Raw genomic sequence first — 16,962 nt, 5'->3', positions numbered from 1 at the left:
GTAAGGCAAAAAAAAGGGACAAAAACCTTTAGAAAAGTCTTTGTCCCATAAAGGGTGGAATATGGGGCTCGAACCCACGACCTCCTGAACCACAATCAGGCGCTCTAACCAACTGAGCTAAAACCACCGTGTTTTTAAGTGTGACAAAAGTACGATTTATAATTTTTCTAACAAACAAATTTTGCTTTTGAGAAGAAAAATCTTTTAGAAGGTTCAACATCAGAAGCTTGCGTTAACAAGATTAAGACGAAATTCCGTAAACTAATCCCTCAACAACTCATCCACCTTACTTGCCAGCTCATCCGGATTACTTGGTCGCGGTGCTTTGGTGGTGCTGATGTTACCCGCTTTATCTACCAGCATATATGTTGGGAAAGAGTTGACCGACAAACGGCGCTCTAACATAGATTGCTGAGCCTCAGGCAATCTGTAGTGTACCACATTTTCACCAGTCAAATCCATTTCTTTAATCATGTTCTTCCAGGTAATTTCGGGCGACGAGTTTGCAAAATACATGAATATCACATCTTTGCCCTTCAATGCTTCCTTAGCTTTAGCCACATATTTCATTTCGTCCCTGCAAGGGCCGCACCAGGTGCCCCAGAAATCAACATAAACTACTTTTCCTTTGTAAGGGGCCAGGAGCGCCTTAAAGAGCGAGTCAGCATCTTTCGAAGACTTCAAATGGTCCGTATTTTTCAAACTCGCCGCATAGGCGAAGTCCGTGCTTGTCTTTTTGAGCAGAAAACTTTGATAGTCCCGTATACTCGTTTGGAATGCGGGAGATTTGACTTCGCTTAATACGGCTTCTAGTTTCCCGCCTTCAAATGGCCTTCTTGTGCTCTCCAAATAGTTCATAATAGCCTGTACATTGTACGAATTTCTAATATCCTCGTCCGGAATAAGTTTCCGGTGAATTGTGAAATCAGCTTCTAACATGTTAGACCAAAGTATTTCTGTTGCTGCATCTGTAATCATGGATTGATATTTCACCCCCAGATCCGCTTTAAGTTTTGCAAGGCTGAGGGTTAAAGATTTTGCCAGCTTTTTCGCCCTTACGGAGTCGGTTTCACCGATGCTGTCTATTTGCCAGGAAAGCTGTACCGCTTTTTTTTCCTCATCACTTGCCGGTATGCTGCCGTTGTTGATCAGGCGTAGAAGGGTTTCAAGATGGGAGACGCCTGCTCCACGGAGGTCCTCCTTAACATACTGCACATAATCCCTGCTAAAAGTTGAAAAATCCCGTGTCAGCGTGTAAGGTTTTACCGGATCCGTAAATAACGAGTCCTTTACGTAAGCCATATATTGAGCAGGAAAACGTTCTTTATTGCGCCTATCGAGATCAAAACGTTTTTGCATCAAATCACTACCGATATTATACCGGTTAAAATTTCTGACAAAATACTTTGTCTTGGTGGAGAGCAGGGGAGTGCGTCTCAGATGATCTGCAAAGAAGGCGTTCGCTTTGTTCAGCTCTTCTATTTTAGCCCTCAGATAATCCATTCCTTGCATTTTATCCACTTCCGCTCTTCGCTTTTCGTCGTTCCTGGAATGGATGAAAGGCGTATATGGCTGATAATTTGCCAGCTCATTATGCAAACGCGCGTTGTCACCCATCATAAGGTATTGTCCTGACCCGAAATCGTGGTACAGAAAATAATGCTCTCCCGGCTCAAGTACGTCAATTTTTCCTGTCCTTCCCCAATCTAAAAATACCTGCTGGGAATTTAGCAACGGTACTTTAATCAGGAAACGGCCCGTTGAATCAACATCCGCGTATACATCTTCTTCGTCGCCTTTAATCACATTGGTCCGGGATATCCTGAAAGGCTCCAAATTCGGTGCATTGCGCAGGTATCCGGTAATGTAAGCGGTATCTATCTGCTGAAAATGTGTGTCTTTAAATGGCGTGTCGTCATTATTTGTATAAGCGGGTAGGGTATGAGCAGCCCGCTTGTATTCCTGTGCCATCTGGTTGTCGGCCCGTACAGACAGCAAACTGTCGCTTTTCTTTTCAAGTGAAAGGTTAATCATTTTTGTACCTTTCGTTAATGTTACCTTGCCTTTATTTCGTGAAAAGGCAAAACCGCGGTAATCCCAGAATTCGTTGTTATAGATCGCAAAATCCTCGAAGAAGCCAAAGGTCCATGTATTGGCTTTCGGTTCATACCAATTTCCAAGCAACTCATACACAGCAGGATTGCTAGCTTTAGGGCTATAGCTTTTTGATGTCCCTTCCGCAGAAACGCGGAGGGTTTTTCCCTTAAGGGTTAAATAGGCCAACCTGTAACTATTCTTATTCTTTAGCAGCGCACGATACTCTCTGTTCAGATAGTCGCCAAACCATTGGATATCCCATTTCTGACCGTCCATTACAACTTGCTTGCCCTTTATGAAAAAAGCGTTTGCAGGTTTGTCCGCAAATATCCACTCGCCCGCAATCTTTTTCTGAGCCTGCTCTACAGGAAAGTAAGTCATGTCAGGATGTTTTGCTACAAGCTTGCAGGTTCTCGGCTTATCCCATGCACCAAACTGGAAAGCTCCGGTACTGTCAGAACTCAGTTCCACACTCAGCGAGACCTTGCCCTTAGCTTTGCTTGAAAGCCAGACCTGATATTTTGGAGCTGAACCAGAGATGCTATCAACCCTGTACAAGTCGTAGAAATATTCTACATGATCGTCTACAATGGTAAAGGCATCCCAGTTGCCCTTTGCGGTCGACTCGATGAGCCAAAGCCCTCGAAGCTTAACGGGTGTCTTCAACGCCCCTTTAGCATAAACGCAAAATAAAAGAACAAATAGAATAGATAGTTTGACGGAGCGTTTCATCATCACAGGATATTTAGGTTAGTTTGATCACATTAAGCCATGATCATAATACCTGCAAGTACGTGAAAAAAAACGTATTTCAAAATTAAAATTGCGCGCTTGCCTTTCCTTTATTGTCCCAATGGTCTTTTAATATATTTCCCTCAAAATCTTCAACAAGCCTCCGGGCAAACCGTTCGCCTTTGATCTTGCCAGTCTGCGGATCTTTATGACCGAGGAAGAGCAGAATTGCGCGACCTTTGTTATCGGTCTTTATGGCCAGATCGTAACGCCCAAAAGTCAATTCCAGCATCTCGTTGGCCGCATAGGTCTTTCCAAGAATTTTTAACAGAGGTTCTTTCAGTACACTCATCATCTTTTATTTTAAATCCAATTACCAGGTTCTTAGCTTCCACAGCTTCATTTAAAACAAGCTACGCACAAGGTTGTTTTCCATAAGGCAGGCCGCAGGATGTTGGCCGTGCCCCCGAAAGCAGAATTGCGCAGTTTCTAAGGGAAAGGATGTAAAGTTTGTATAGCTTTGTGTCACTTTTCTTTATGCGATTTGACAAACATTTTCCGACCGACCGGCTTAAGCCCTACATCAAGTACTTTGTAGTGTCGGAAAATGAACTGGAAACTGAATACAAAGTTTTGCCGTCTCCCGGACTAGTTATCGGATTTCAATACAAAGGAAAGCTTTCAACCATCAAAAATGACGCAGAAGCCAAGCTGTCTTCGGCCGGGATCACGGGGATTACAGACAGTTACACCATCTTCAGGAATTCTGCCGGGATAGGAACGATACTGGTTTACTTTACAGAAATTGGCTTTACCCATTTTGCCTCACATCCTGCTAATGAACTTTTTGGATTAAGCCTGTCACTTAAGGACATTTTCGACAAGACCCTCATCTCGGAAGTTGAAGAAAAGTTGGCTGCTGCCGGTACAGACCAGCTTCGGATAAAAATTATGGAGCGATTCCTGTTATCTCAGCTCAACGGCATGCAGGCCGATAAGCTGATCGTTGAAGCCGTTAAACTCATTTATCAAAGTAACGGGACAATCCGCATCAAAGAACTGAACGAAAAGTTGTTCATCAGCCAAAGCCCCTTCGAAAAGCGGTTTAGGAAAGTGGTCGGTACCACACCCAAGAAATTTGCCTCTATTGTCCGTTTCAATACAGTGCTCAACAATTTGAACGGCTCAAAAACGCTGGCCGAACTCTGCTATGAAAATAATTTCTTCGATCAGGCTCATTTCATTAAGGATTTTAGACGCTTTACGGGCGTTACCCCTGAAAACTTCAGGCACTTCTTTTAAAAAAACGATTTTTTACAATAGGGCGCGTTTCAGACATCGCATCTTTGGCTTGTAAATTATAAGACAATGAAGCAAGCAACTTTTACCACCGAACAAATTAGTGCCGCCCACACTAAAGTAAAATCCGGCGCGGACTTCCCGGCTTACATCCAGGAAATAAAGGCTTTGGGAGTAACTTATTACGAAACCTTCGTGACCAACGGGCACACCGACTATTACGGGGCAGACGGTTACAAAACACCCAGCAATGCCAAATATCCCTCACTGGCTATCGCAGATAAAGTCAGCGCCGCGCAGTTCAAAAATGATTTGAAAGCGCACCAGCAGGGCAAAACAGACTATCTCACTTTCATAAATATGTGTGCAGCTTTTGGTATTGAGAAATGGTCGGTTTGTATGGATAAAATGACTTGTACATACTACGACAAGGCTGGAAACGAAATTTTGGTAGAACAGATTCCTGAGTAATTTTTTATTAGCTTAGAGGCAATATTGATAAGGAATGAATTGGACCATTAACGCCTGTCTCCCAACTGCATTGCTTGGCCTGATAAGCATGGCTGCAACAGCTCAAAACCTGAATAAGGTCAACCAGAAAATTGACAGAAATTGCTATGTCTTGAAGGAAAAGTATACTGCACTGCAAGCCAACCCGGAAATCAGGCATGGCTACTATTTTGCGAGCATTTCGAGCTATGATGAGGAGGGACAGTATACTCAAGGTCAGCGCTCCGGCGTGTGGACCTGTTCAACAACGGGCATCGTTTTGCATAAATACGACTTTGATCAGCATAAGGAAATTCAAGGCGTGCCCTCAAAGTTAGTGACCAGGATAAGTATAAAGGATCCAGGCACCGGCCAATCTAAAGACCTGCCAGTTCAAAATATTTATTTGGGAGGTGATACCAAAATGCTGAAAGTAGTGGTTAACTGCTTACGATATCCGGCCGAGGCAGCGGAAAAGAGGATCACAGGAAAGGTCAGGATTCGCTTCGTTTTGGGTGCCGACGGAAAAATGAGGGATGAAGTTCCCTTGACCAATTTAGGCGGCGGACTGGAAGGCGAAGCTCTCCGCGTGTTTCGTCTCATGCCCCAGGATTGGCTGCCTGTATTCATCGACGGTAAGCCTGTGGATGCCGAAGTTGAAATGCTGTTAGCATTTAATTTGTCATAATCAATGCCTCGAATTAGGTAGGCTCTACACCACTGCTGTTGCATTAGTGTCAACAAGCTATTGACCAGTCCGCGCTATCCAGATGCTGATGAAGAACTATCTTACAGCTGAGTAGTATCTGAACAGATAGCTTTGGCAGACGAGTGCTTAACCAATGTTAGATATCTTATTTAACTTAGCAAAAAGTTCAATACGAGAACGTTGTTTAATAAGAAACAAGACAAAGAGCAAGTATTTCAAGAAAAAAAGTAACTACGGCACTCTGCTATCCGGGCTTTAAGGCCAGGTCTGACCTTTCCTCCGGAAAAAGACCAGATAAGTTCTATCAAGTCCAGAGAAATCCGTTTTGTACCAGTAGTCGTCTAGGAACCTGAAAAGTTCATCCTGATCTTTCGGGGGATTTTCTCGCGCCCATTCCACCCAAGTATAAGCCCACATAAGTTCTGCAATACCGGTATCTAGGATGGTCTTAATCACTGTGAATGCTGCCTTCTTAAGCTCGGGATCGTTTATGTCTCGTTTCTTATCCCGATCATTAAGAAAAGAAAGGACATCACCAACATGTTCAACGGCAATGGTACCCGGAGTTATTCCACAGGAATCTATGATATGAATAATTTCATCAAAATTGTTAATGCAGCTTTTATTAAGGAACAGATTTGAATCCATCATTTTAACCATTGTAGTTACACCTTACCGTTCAAGGAGATACAGCTTTTTGCCTGATGGCGAATGAATCTCTTCTTCAGAGATGATCTTGAAAGTCAAGGGCTCAGTGTAGCTGTAGTTTTTCATGATCAGCTTATCGCCTTTGATCTTGTAAGTGCCTTCCGAGGCCATATCTCCTTCCTCAATGAGTGTTGCTTTGCCATTTGGCTTCAGCTCGATGCTCATCGCGAGACTACCCCAGCCCCCAGGCAGTGGCTCAAGGCGTTCGCGGTAAATCTTGTCAGATTTTACCGTTATTACGTCCTTTTCGCAGGCACTTAAAGTAACAATGAGCATTAAAGGCACGAAAAAGAAAAAGATTTTATTCAAGTTCATAATAGAATGATTGGGGTGAGCCCAATATACAAAACTTTTGTGTGCGGCCATTTTTTTAAAATGTTAGATTTGCTGGGATATGATTGAATTGTATACCGATGGTGCGGCAAGCGGAAATCCAGGTCCGGGAGGTTATGGCGTAATACTGCGTTCCGGCAAGCATTACAAAGAACTTAGTGCCGGCTTCAGGTTAACTACCAACAACAGGATGGAGCTTCTGGCTGTTATTGTTGGGCTCAGTGCGCTCAAACAGCCGGGTCAGCAGGTTGTGGTTTATTCAGATTCGAAGTACGTGATCGACTCTGTCGAAAAGAAATGGGTGTTCGGCTGGCTCAAGACAGATTTTAAAGGCAAAAAGAACAGGGACCTCTGGCTTAAGTTTTTGTCGGTATATAAACTGCACGATGTTAAGTTCGTGTGGGTAAAGGGGCATAACAATCACCCGGAAAACGAGCGGTGCGACCAGCTGGCCGTTGCGGCTTCAAAAAATAAGGCCGCGCTGGGGGTCGATGCTGCTTTTGAGGCAATGGCAATATAATCCGAAAAGCGATGGCAGGCAGACAAAACGAATATTCTTTTAAAGCTGCTATCGAAATCATTGGCATCAATCCGTACGTGAGCGTACCGGAAGAAATTTTAGCCAGTCTTTTTGCCGATGCAGGCAGGGATAAAAGTCCCATTCCGATACGAGGGGCGGTAAATGGCAAACCATATACCCAAACTTTGATGAAGTACCAGGGTGCATGGCGACTGTACATTAACACCATCATGCTTGCTGATTCACCTAAAAGGATAGGAGAGCGGATAGAGGTAAATGTTGCATATGATGCTGCCGACCGGACGCTGCCAATGCATCCGGAGTTGGCCAGGGCGCTCAGTGAGAACGCCGCGGCAACGGACGCGTTTAATCAGCTCAGCCCCTCATTACAAAAGGAAATCATCAGGTACATCGCTGGCTTAAAAACGGAGCAAAAGGTCCAGGAAAATACGCGGAAGGCTGTCGACTTTCTTCTCGGCAACGGCAGGTTTATTGGCCGCGATCTGAAAAGCTAATAACCGCGGCCGATCAAAACGACTATACTTTAAGGTTGCCCACCTCCGCCAGCCGCACCGTATACCTGGCCGGTAGCATAACTTGCATCCGTGGCCGCCAGTTGCACGTAAATCGAAGCCAGTTCTGCCGGCTGTCCCGGTCTGCCCATCGGGGTATCCCCTCCAAAATTCTTTAGCTTTTCCATCGTAGCACCGCCGCTTACCTGCAAGGGTGTCCATATAGGGCCGGGCGCAACGCCGTTTACACGTATCCCTTTGGGACCTAATTGTTTGGCGAGCGACCGCACATAGGCTGTATTTGCTGCTTTGGTTTGTGCATAGTCGAACAGTTCGGCAGAGGGATCTGAAGCCTGCACGGAGGTCGTGGCAATGATAACGGAGCCCGGCTTTAGGTGTGGAAGTGCAGCTTTAGTGACCCAAAATGGTGCATAAACGTTCGTTTTCATTGTTGCATCAAAATCCTCGGAAGAGATGTCCAGGATCGACTCTCGCGTCTGCTGCCGGGCCGCATTATTCACCAGAATATCCAGGCCACCAAGTTCCTTTACCGCCTGGTCTACCAGCCGTTTGCAAAACGATTCATCTCTAAGGTCGCCCGGAATGGCCACCGCACGGCGACCTTCTTTCTTAATCAGTGTGATCACCTCGCGGGCATCCTGTTCTTCGGCAGGCAGGTAGTTAATGGCCACATCAGCACCTTCCCTGGCATAGGCAATCGCGGCTGCGCGGCCCATCCCTGAGTCGCCCCCCGTAATTAATGCTTTTCTGCCAGTAAGCCGCCCCGAGCCTTTGTAACTAGTTTCGCCATGATCAGGCCTGGGATCCATTTGAGAGGCTAATCCTGGCCATGCTTGTTTCTGTTCCTTAAATGGAGGTCGCGGGTACTTCGATAAGGGGTCTTCTATCGCCGGTGCCAGCGAGTAAGCACCCAGACTTGCAGCCGATCCCAGCACGGGACTCGAGGCGGCCGCAACAATACCCAATCCCAAACCGCCGATAGCCTGGCGCCGGCTCATCTTGTTCTCTGTTTTTTCCATAACGCACTGTTAAGATCGATGTTACATAAGTATCTCTCTCAACATCGGTCAACAAAGGAAAGTTTAGTTTTTTTGTTCAGGTTAAGGGGCTTCCCGCGGAATTTCGATATAAAAAGTGGTGCCATTACCTAATTCACTTTCAAACCATATCGTTCCTTGGTGCCATTCCACAATATTTTTAACCACGCTCATGCCCAGTCCGGTAGAAGCTTCTCCCTGAAGTCCCGGCCGTCCTGCCGAAGTATACTGATCGAACAAGACCGCATGGTGTTTTTTAGGGATACCGATGCCATTGTCAGATACCGTAAACAGCACGGAATCCCCTTTGTCTTCTACCTTAAAGGCAATGATCCCGTTTTCGGTGGTAAACTTCAGGGCATTACTCATCAGGTTATTGATCACCTGCATAAATTTGGATTCGTCAATGCTGAGATGTACCCTCTTGGGCGAGGCATTGAACGTGATCGTACGTTTGATTTTCCTCTCCGCGTTCTTCGCTTCTTCGATATACTCGGCAAGCTTACGGGCTACGTCAACCCGTTTTTTAGTAAGTACCACATTGGCAGTTTCCAGAAATTCGCGACTGGTTAAGTCGCGGATCAGTTCTACGGCCTCCCGGTTTATCTGCATCACATGATCTACCAGCTTGTTGTGGGTTTCGCCCAGCACGTCCGACTTCAGTTTGCTGCTCAGTGTTCTGGCTATGCTCAACGAGCCGGCAAGTTCATGCGCAAGAATGTTCAGGATGGAGTTCTTTTTATTCGCGTATTTTGCAAAGGTATGCTCATTGATAAGTTCGGCTGTAACGTCTATGATATGGCAGTGAATGAAAGATCGACCCTCGCTGTCCGTATACATCGAGGGCATAGCCCGCACCCATTGCCGCCTTTCATTTTCGTGAGCGATCCGAAGATGTATCTCTTTTTTCAACGTTCCCTGCAGGAGGTCGTCAAAGCACTTCCGAGCATATTCATGGTCATCAGCATGCACAAAGTCCCAGAGCTTCCCCGGTATTTCTGCCTCCCCACAACCAGGGAATAATATGCTGAAAGCCCGGTTTTTATAAATGATTTCCTTGTTCCCAATGTCGAATATGAAAGTAGCAATGCCCGATTCGTCAGTAAGGGATTTGAAATGAGGAGACTGTATCATCGTTTTACTTCTAATAACAAGTTCCCTGGGTTAAGGTTTTCCGCTTTTACGGTATAAAATTTGATGGTTCCGAGGATAATTATGCGCGAACACCTACCATTTTTGCAGGGAGGCGGACAGCTCGGTGAATTAATCCGCAACAGAGACTGGTCTGCCACAAACTTAAACTCGCCCGAAACCTGGCCCGAGAGCCTCCGTTCGGCGGTGGCCATTGCCTTAAATTCCGGATTTCCAATTGCCATTTATTGGGGCACAGCGTTTACTTTGCTGTACAATGATGCCTGGAGCAGTATACCTGGGCAGAAGCATCCATGGTCGCTCGGCAGGCCAGGTGGAGAAGTGTGGCCGGAAATATGGGAAGGTTTAAAAGAAGAGTTTGAAAGCGTTTTGCATCAGGGTCAGTCTTACCGCCGACCAGATGCCCCGCTTTATATGCATCGGTACGGTTACACCGAGGAGTGTTATTTTGATTATTCGCTTTCGCCTATCATGGCGCCCGATGGTAATGTAGGCGGCGTTTTCAATGCCGTGATCGAAACATCCTACCGGGTGATCAACGAGCGGAGGGCGGGCATCCGCAATGCATTTTTAGCGCAGCTGACCAGTTCTACGTCTTTGGCAATGGCTCGGCAAACGATTTTCCAGCTTCTGGAAAGGGCGGTGCTCGACATCTCGTTTTATGCATATTATAGCTTTGACACTGTAAATGAAGCGTATGAACTCTCGGGAAGCAGTCGCCTGAATGATCTTCAGCTGGCACAACTTAGTCGCCTGCTGGCCGACTATGATGGTTCAAATGAAATCCATCTCGAAAATCTTGATACCACGCTCTCCACACCGGTAATCTCTCACTGGCCGGAACCTGTAACCGAAGCGATGGTGCTGCCGGTACACACTGCTGAAGCTTCTGTAAAAGGATATATAGTGCTTGGTGCTTCCGCACGTAAGCGGGTCGACCAAGATTACCGTCAGTTCTTTGCAGCAACGGCGGCCAATACAGGCAGTATTTTGAATAATGCCTATACGGCCGAACTTGCTGTGGCCTATCAGAAGGAACTGATGCTTAATGCGGAGCTTTATGAAGAGCAGCAGGCTTTAAACGAAGAGATCACCGCTTCCAACGAAGAGCTCGCGAGCACCAATGAGGAACTTGTTGCCCTGAACGAAGAGCTGGCAGCCACCAACGAAGAGCTTAATGAAACGCAGGCCGAACTGCATCAAACGCTCGACAAGCTCAGCGAAAGCGAGTATCGTTTCAGCAACCTGATCAGCGAGGCTTCTACAGGCATTGTGTTGCTAACCGGGCCAGAACTGCTTGTCGACGTGGTGAATGAAGCTTTTGCCGGATTAATTGGGAAGGAGGAAGGTGAGCTCCTGAAAAAGCCGCTGTTCGAGGTGCTCTCCGAAAATAGCGCCGGTCTCCGCACCATCGTCGAGTCGGTGTTACAAACCAATGAGCCGGTCCATCTTTACGAACAGTACTATCCTTTAGTGATGGATGACAAGCCTGTTGAGCGTTTTCTGAACATCATCTGCCAGCCATACATAGAAGCTGGCGAGGGTATTACAGGCATCATTGTGCTTTGCCAGGACGTAACCGAGCAGGTGCAGGTACGTCATCGTGCCGAAGCTACCGAACGGAAGTTTCAGTTTATGCTCAATGCCATACCCCAGCAGGTGTGGACAACCACTCCGGATGGTCAGCTTAATTACGTAAACCAGGTGGTCACCGAGGATTTCGGTTACCCCGCAGATGTGGTTGTAGGCAACGGATGGCAAACTTTTATTCACCCCGACGATCTACCTGGGTGTCTGCTCGCCTGGCAAAGCGCCTTAACTACCGGCGAGGAGTACACCGCAGAATTTCGCCTGCGTTTTGCAGATGGGGAATACTACTGGCATCTTTCAAGAGCGGTGCCCCTGAAGGAAAAGGACGAGATTGTGCTATGGCTGGGCACCAACACCAATATAGAGATACAGAAGCAGAACGAGCAACGTAAGGACGAATTTTTGTCCATCGCCAGTCACGAGTTAAAGACGCCGCTTACCGGTATCAAGGCCTTCAACCAGTTGCTTCGCAAGGCTGCGAACCCTGAACGCGCCGCTTCCTATGTGGAAAAGGCAGCTGAAAATATCCAAAGGCTAGAAAAGCTGATCAATGATCTGCTCGACGTTACGAAGATCAATGCCGGTAAACTAAGTTACGACCTGCAGAACTTCAATTTCTCCGAAATGCTGCGTGAGGCGGTGGAAACTTTCCAGCTTACCACGTCCAGCCACGAAATTGTGCTAACACAGCCGGCTCAGGTGATCGTGAATGGCGACCGCATGCGGTTAGAACAGGTCGTAAACAACTTCTTGAGCAATGCTACCAAGTATTCGCCGGATTCCGATAAGGTGGTTGTGAAAAGCGAAATCTCCGGACAAGGCCTTATCGTGTCGGTGCAGGACTTTGGTATTGGCATTGAAGCGCAGCATATACAACGTTTGTTCGATCGTTATTACCGGGTTGATAATACCAAAATGCGTTTCGACGGACTGGGTCTTGGTTTGTTTATCTCTTCGGAAATCCTGAAGCGACATTTGGGTACCTTCTGGATAGAAAGCGAGCCGGGTAAGGGTTCGGTATTTTATTTCAGATTACCGCTCGAAAGCCTTGAGCTTGATTATCAGCCGGTGATACAAACCGATCAATATTATAAAGATCCGCATATCACCATTTTGCGGACAGAAGGTTCAGATTATCTGGAGGTCGACTGGACAGGCTTTCAAACGGTAGATACCGTGAAGGCAGGAGGCATGCGCATGCTGGAGATGCTGAAAGCGAATGGGGTAACAAAGGTGGTCAACGATAATTCCCATGTGCTGGGCTCCTGGTCGGAAGCGGCCGACTGGGCCGGGGAGGAGTGGTTCCCGATGATGGCAGAGGCAGGGTTGCGCTATTTTGCCTGGGTATACTCACCCAGTGTATTTAGCCGCCTATCCGCAGAAAAGGCGGTCGCCGTAAAAGAAGGCGCTGCTACGGTACAATTTTTTACCTCTACAGAGGAGGCGATAAAATGGCTCGAGCGCTTGTAGACTATGTATCGCAATTCGGTCATTTAAGTGACGAGGACTGCAATCTTATTTCCGCGACAGTGACCAAGCTTAATCTCAAAAAAGATGAATACTTCTCTGAAGCCGGAAAAGTTCCCCGTCAGGTAGGTTTTATCCTGGAAGGAGTGATCCGCGGCTGCTATTACGACAATAAGGGAGAGGAGATTACCCGCTGCTTCATCAGCGAAAACAATCTGGTCTCTGATTATATGAATCTGGAGGCTGGTTTTATCTCCACAGAATACCTGCAGGCTTGCACGCCATGCAGCCTTATTATCTTTTCAAAAGACGACTGGCACGGCTTATCGGACAGGATCACGGGTTGGGAGAATATCAAGAACAAGATGGTGCACGCCTGCATGTTTTATAAATCCAGAAAGGCGCCAGTCATCTCTCAGGACGCCACTACACGTTATCTCGAATTTCTCGAAAATCATCCTTCACTGGCCAACCGGGTGCCGCTTGCTTACATTGCCTCGTACCTTGGCGTCACGCAGCAATCCCTCAGCCGTATCAGAAGGCAGGTGCGCTAATGGCGTTTTTTTAACATATGGTAAAAGCTCCCGAAACTGTTTTCTGCAGTTTTGTAAAAAAATGATCACTATGAAATCAGTTTTAATTACAGGAGCTAACAAAGGAATTGGTCTGGAAACAGCCAGACAGCTTTCAGCAAAAGGATTTTTCGTTTATCTCGGCAGCCGGAATCTTGAAAATGGTAAAGCTGCGGTGGAAGGACTTAAATCCGAAGGCCTTCAAGATATGAAGGCCGTGCAGGTCGACGTAACCAATGCACAGAGTATTCAGTCGGCCCGACAGCTCATCGAGCTTGAACAAAATTGCGTTGATGTATTAATTAACAACGCCGGGATCAGTGGTGAGCTGCCCCAAAGCGCGCTTAATTCTGATATACAAAGCTTTAAAGAGGTCTTCGATACCAATTTTTACGGCGTGATTGCAGTGACCCAGGCCTTTCTTCCCTTACTCGAAAAAGCCCCGGAACCGAGGATTGTAAATGTAAGTACCAGTGTCGGCTCACTCAGTCTGCAAAGCGACCCGTCGTGGCCGGCATACGATTACGCAAAATATCCTGTCTATGCGTCGTCAAAAGCGGCGATGAACATGTACACGGTGCAACTTGCCTACGAATTGCGCGATACCGCTTTTAAAGTAAACGCCGTATGCCCCGGTTATACCAAGACTGATTTTACCGGTCAACAAGGCGGCGAGGTGGCAACCGCTGCCGCACGTATCATCAAGTATGCCTTAGTGGATGGTCAAGGACCCTCGGGCAAATTTTTCAGTGATGAGACCAACCCCGAAGGAGGAGAAATCCCATGGTAGTGACTATCCCCTGCCTTCGAGAAGTGCAATCGTTTTTTCGTCCTTCTGTCCGTTAAAGAGCTTACTTAGCACCTGCTGAAATACAGGATCTGCACCTTCTACGAGCGAGAAAAGTGTCATGGACGAGCGGAGTTTCATATCGTCGGGCGAACCGAACACTGCATGGGCATTGTTGGCATTAAGTTTCAGCAATGCCCTGCTTATTTCAAGCAGGCGCATACCCAGTACAGGGTGCTCAAGGTAATCTTTAGCCTCTTCCAGATCACGAATGGCATAATGAATGGAGGTGTCCGTTCTGCCAAGTCCGATGACCTGCGGAAAAATGTACCACATCCAATGCGTTCGCTTACGGCCGTCCTGCACTTCCCGAAGTGCGGTGTCATAGCTGCCCTGCTGTGCGGTGATAAATCGGGATAAGTTGTTACGGTCAGACATTTTATCGTTTTAAGATCAAACACCGTTTTCCCTTGTTTAGTTGGCTCGTTTTTGTAGTATTGTAAAACAGCTAACCAAAGTGAACAGTTTAAGCAGAAGAAAAAGCATAAAATACATGGTATGTGCCGTGGCGGGCACGGTTTTGTCGAATGGTGTGTTGGGTGCTGTTCCCCTGCAGGACGGTTTTGATGTCATTAATGCCGGAGTAGGGGGCAATAATACGGCCGATTTACTTAAAAGGCTTGAAAGCGATTGTCTGGGCCATAAACCTCGGCTTACCATTTTAATGGCTGGTACCAACGATATGAACAGCGTGAAGCATATTCCCCTCGCCGATTATGAGCGGAACATGCGCGAACTGGTCAAGCGCATCAAAGCCACGGGTTCGAGGGTGTTGCTGATGACTATTCTCCCTTGTTATGAGCCGGATCTCCTCACCCGTCATCCAGCATCGTTCTATCAGCCTGAAGGCGTTGGCGGTCGCCGCGCCCAGATCAATAGTCTTGTTAAAAAGCTTGCGGCTGAACAAAAAGTATTTCTCCTGGATCTTGAGCATCGGTTCAACGCCATCGGAAAAATCGGCACCGGAAAGGAATCGCTCATTCAAAATGAGGCGAACAGCAATAAGCGCGACGGCATACATCCCACAGCCAATGGCTACCGGTTTATTGCACTGACGGTCTATGATTTTATCGTTAGCCATAAGATTCCCACCGCTGGCATTGTTTGCTTCGGTGACAGCATTACCCGGGGTGATGGCAGTATCGATCGCGACAGTTACCCGGCCTACCTTAAAAAGCTATTAACCACATCCTGAAATACGAAATGAAGAAAAGATTCCTAATCCTCTTATCCTTTGTCCTTTCTGCTGGTACCCTTCAGGCTCAGGACGAGCCGAAAACTTACAACGCTGATATCGTCATTTATGGCGGCACTTCGGCAGCCATCACCGCTGCGGTGCAGTCGGCCAAACTGGGTAAAAAAGTAGTGGTGGTGTCGCCCGACAAGCATTTGGGCGGGCTATCGGCCGGAGGGCTGGGTTTTACCGATACGGGAAATAAGGAGGTTATCGGCGGCCTTGCCCGCGAGTTTTATCATCGGGTATACCTGCATTATCAAACAGATACGGCCTGGAAGTGGCAAACGCGTCAGGAGTATGGCAATAAAGGACAGGGTACACCGGCTATCGATGGGAACGAGCGTACGATGTGGATCTTTGAACCGCATGTGGCCGAGAAGATCATGGAAGATTTTGTAAAGGAACATGGCATACAGGTATATCGCAATGAATGGCTCAACCGTGAGAAAGGGGTAAAGAAGAAGTCAGGGAAGATCCTTAGCATCACTACGCTAAGCGGAAAGGTGTTTACCGGCAAGGTGTTTATCGACGCTACCTATGAGGGCGACCTGATGGCAGCCTCGGGGGTAAGCTACCACGTGGGCCGTGAATCGAACGCCACTTATGGTGAACAATGGAATGGGGTGCAGACGGGCGTGTTTCAGCACAGACATCATTTTACCAGCCAGATTGATCCGTATGTGGTGCCCGGAGATAAGCGTAGTGGTTTGCTGCCGGGCATTTCGGCGGAGCAGCCAGGTGAGAAGGGGGCGGGCGATAAGAAGCTTCAGGCTTACTGCTTCCGGATGTGCCTGAGCAATCACCCCGACAACCGCATTACTTTTCCGAAGCCGGACAACTATAACCCGGCCAATTACGAATTGCTGGCGCGGGTGTTTGCCAGTGGCTGGCGCGAGGTGTTTGATAAGTTTGATCCCGTGCCCAACCGTAAAACGGATACGAACAACCACGGCCCGTTCAGTACAGATTTTATTGGGATGAACTACGCCTATCCTGAAGCATCTTATGAGCAGCGCAGGGAAATCATCAAGCAGCATGAGGATTATCAGAAAGGCCTGATGTATTATCTGGCCAACGATCCTAAGGTTCCCGCCGATGTGAGAAGTAAGATGAGCAACTGGGGCCTGGCCAAGGATGAATTTAAAGACAACGCCGGCTGGCCGCACCAGATTTATGTCCGCGAAGCGAGAAGAATGGTAAGCGATTTTGTGATGACCGAGCACGAGGTCTTGGGTAAGCGGCCCATACAGAAGTCGGTAGGCATGGGTTCTTATGCTCTGGATTCCCATCATACCCAGCGTTACGTTACCCCGGAAGGCTATGTGCAGAATGAGGGCGATATCGGCGTAAAAGCACCTAAACCATACAGCATTTCTTACGATGCGCTGGTACCCAAGCGCAAAGAATGCAGCAACCTGCTTGTGCCAGTTTGTTTGTCCATTTCCCATATAGCCTATGGTTCGGTACGTATGGAGCCAGTGTTTATGATTCTCGGAGAATCGGCCGCGACTGCCGCTTCGCTGGCTATAGATCATGGTACCGCAGTGCAGGATGTGGACTATGGCGAGTTGCAGACTATGCTCTTAAGTCAAAAGCAGCGGCTGATCTATTAGGTTTCAATGTTTTTTAGCGGCTGTCTT

17 protein-coding genes and 1 tRNA gene are annotated in these 16,962 nt (G+C 47.3%); 10 read left to right on the top strand and 8 right to left on the bottom strand.

Annotation, left to right across the window (positions count from 1 at the left end; genetic code table 11):
- Window positions 1-52: 52 nt before the first annotated feature.
- The 3 genes from QEP07_RS04390 to QEP07_RS04380 form a co-directional block, all read right to left on the bottom strand.
- Window positions 53-128 (bottom strand) — tRNA-His (locus QEP07_RS04390).
- Window positions 129-261: 133 nt separating this feature from the next.
- A complete protein-coding gene (locus tag QEP07_RS04385; RefSeq protein WP_285008711.1) occupies window positions 262-2,832 on the bottom strand; it encodes a TlpA family protein disulfide reductase in 2,571 nt (856 codons plus the stop codon).
- 82 nt (window positions 2,833-2,914) lie between these two features.
- Window positions 2,915-3,184: a hypothetical protein gene (locus QEP07_RS04380; protein WP_285008710.1), complete on the bottom strand. Its 270-nt coding sequence runs from the start codon at window positions 3,182-3,184 to the stop codon at window positions 2,915-2,917.
- Between the two features lie 182 nt (window positions 3,185-3,366).
- On the opposite strand from QEP07_RS04380, the gene QEP07_RS04375 reads away from it, so the two are divergent.
- From QEP07_RS04375 to QEP07_RS04365, 3 genes are all read left to right on the top strand, one after another.
- The gene (locus QEP07_RS04375; protein ID WP_285008709.1) at window positions 3,367-4,131 is read left to right on the top strand and encodes a helix-turn-helix transcriptional regulator; all 765 of its coding nucleotides are present in this window, start codon (window positions 3,367-3,369) and stop codon (window positions 4,129-4,131) included.
- Window positions 4,132-4,197: 66 nt separating this feature from the next.
- Window positions 4,198-4,599: a DUF1398 domain-containing protein gene (locus tag QEP07_RS04370; protein WP_285008708.1), complete on the top strand. Its 402-nt coding sequence runs from the start codon at window positions 4,198-4,200 to the stop codon at window positions 4,597-4,599.
- Window positions 4,600-4,633: 34 nt separating this feature from the next.
- Window positions 4,634-5,305: an energy transducer TonB gene (locus QEP07_RS04365; protein ID WP_285008707.1), complete on the top strand. Its 672-nt coding sequence runs from the start codon at window positions 4,634-4,636 to the stop codon at window positions 5,303-5,305.
- Window positions 5,306-5,581: 276 nt separating this feature from the next.
- Here the strand turns inward: QEP07_RS04365 and QEP07_RS04360 are convergent, their stop codons facing one another.
- Both QEP07_RS04360 and QEP07_RS04355 read right to left on the bottom strand, forming a co-directional pair.
- On the bottom strand, window positions 5,582-5,977 hold the full coding sequence (locus QEP07_RS04360; RefSeq protein WP_285008706.1) for a hypothetical protein: 396 nt from the start codon (window positions 5,975-5,977) through the stop codon (window positions 5,582-5,584).
- 21 nt (window positions 5,978-5,998) lie between these two features.
- On the bottom strand, window positions 5,999-6,349 hold the full coding sequence (locus QEP07_RS04355; RefSeq protein ID WP_285008705.1) for a hypothetical protein: 351 nt from the start codon (window positions 6,347-6,349) through the stop codon (window positions 5,999-6,001).
- A gap of 79 nt (window positions 6,350-6,428) precedes the next feature.
- On the opposite strand from QEP07_RS04355, the gene rnhA reads away from it, so the two are divergent.
- Both rnhA and QEP07_RS04345 read left to right on the top strand, forming a co-directional pair.
- Window positions 6,429-6,887: a ribonuclease HI gene (gene rnhA / locus QEP07_RS04350; RefSeq protein WP_285008704.1), complete on the top strand. Its 459-nt coding sequence runs from the start codon at window positions 6,429-6,431 to the stop codon at window positions 6,885-6,887.
- 11 nt (window positions 6,888-6,898) lie between these two features.
- Entirely contained in the window at window positions 6,899-7,402 is a 504-nt protein-coding gene (locus QEP07_RS04345) for a YdeI/OmpD-associated family protein (RefSeq protein ID WP_285008703.1), read from the top strand.
- Between the two features lie 29 nt (window positions 7,403-7,431).
- On the opposite strand, the gene QEP07_RS04340 is transcribed toward QEP07_RS04345, so the two are convergent.
- Window positions 7,432-8,439, bottom strand: coding sequence for an SDR family oxidoreductase (locus QEP07_RS04340; RefSeq protein WP_285008702.1), 1,008 nt, complete (start codon window positions 8,437-8,439; stop codon window positions 7,432-7,434).
- 81 nt (window positions 8,440-8,520) lie between these two features.
- Window positions 8,521-9,591, bottom strand: a complete 1,071-nt coding sequence (locus QEP07_RS04335; protein ID WP_285008701.1) for a PAS domain-containing sensor histidine kinase — start codon at window positions 9,589-9,591, stop codon at window positions 8,521-8,523.
- Between the two features lie 81 nt (window positions 9,592-9,672).
- Between QEP07_RS04335 and QEP07_RS04330 the strand changes: the two genes are divergently transcribed.
- The 3 genes from QEP07_RS04330 (at window position 9,673) to QEP07_RS04320 (ending at window position 14,028) form a co-directional block, all read left to right on the top strand.
- On the top strand, window positions 9,673-12,669 hold the full coding sequence (locus QEP07_RS04330; protein ID WP_285008700.1) for an ATP-binding protein: 2,997 nt from the start codon (window positions 9,673-9,675) through the stop codon (window positions 12,667-12,669).
- A complete protein-coding gene (locus tag QEP07_RS04325; protein ID WP_285008699.1) occupies window positions 12,651-13,220 on the top strand; it encodes a Crp/Fnr family transcriptional regulator in 570 nt (189 codons plus the stop codon). Before QEP07_RS04330 ends, QEP07_RS04325 begins: the two co-directional genes overlap by 19 nt.
- Window positions 13,221-13,290: 70 nt before the next feature.
- The gene (locus tag QEP07_RS04320) at window positions 13,291-14,028 is read left to right on the top strand and encodes an SDR family oxidoreductase (protein ID WP_285008698.1); all 738 of its coding nucleotides are present in this window, start codon (window positions 13,291-13,293) and stop codon (window positions 14,026-14,028) included.
- A 3-nt stretch (window positions 14,029-14,031) separates the two neighbouring features.
- Here QEP07_RS04320 and QEP07_RS04315 read toward each other — a convergent pair whose 3' ends face one another.
- Window positions 14,032-14,463 carry a DUF1810 domain-containing protein gene (locus QEP07_RS04315; RefSeq protein ID WP_285008697.1) on the bottom strand — a complete coding sequence of 144 codons (432 nt, stop codon included), beginning with the start codon at window positions 14,461-14,463 and terminating at the stop codon, window positions 14,032-14,034.
- Between the two features lie 79 nt (window positions 14,464-14,542).
- Here QEP07_RS04315 and QEP07_RS04310 point away from each other — a divergent pair, with 79 nt between their 5' ends.
- Together QEP07_RS04310 and QEP07_RS04305 are read left to right on the top strand one after the other, a co-directional pair.
- Complete coding sequence (locus QEP07_RS04310) at window positions 14,543-15,280, top strand: SGNH/GDSL hydrolase family protein (RefSeq protein WP_285008696.1); 738 nt, start codon at window positions 14,543-14,545, stop codon at window positions 15,278-15,280.
- A gap of 8 nt (window positions 15,281-15,288) precedes the next feature.
- Window positions 15,289-16,935, top strand: coding sequence for an FAD-dependent oxidoreductase (locus QEP07_RS04305; RefSeq protein ID WP_285008695.1), 1,647 nt, complete (start codon window positions 15,289-15,291; stop codon window positions 16,933-16,935).
- Window positions 16,936-16,962 lie beyond the last annotated feature (27 nt).

This window comes from Pedobacter faecalis (assembly GCF_030182585.1).
GTDB classification, from domain to species: domain Bacteria; phylum Bacteroidota; class Bacteroidia; order Sphingobacteriales; family Sphingobacteriaceae; genus Pedobacter; species Pedobacter faecalis.
This window is presented reverse-complemented; position numbering and strand designations above follow the sequence as displayed.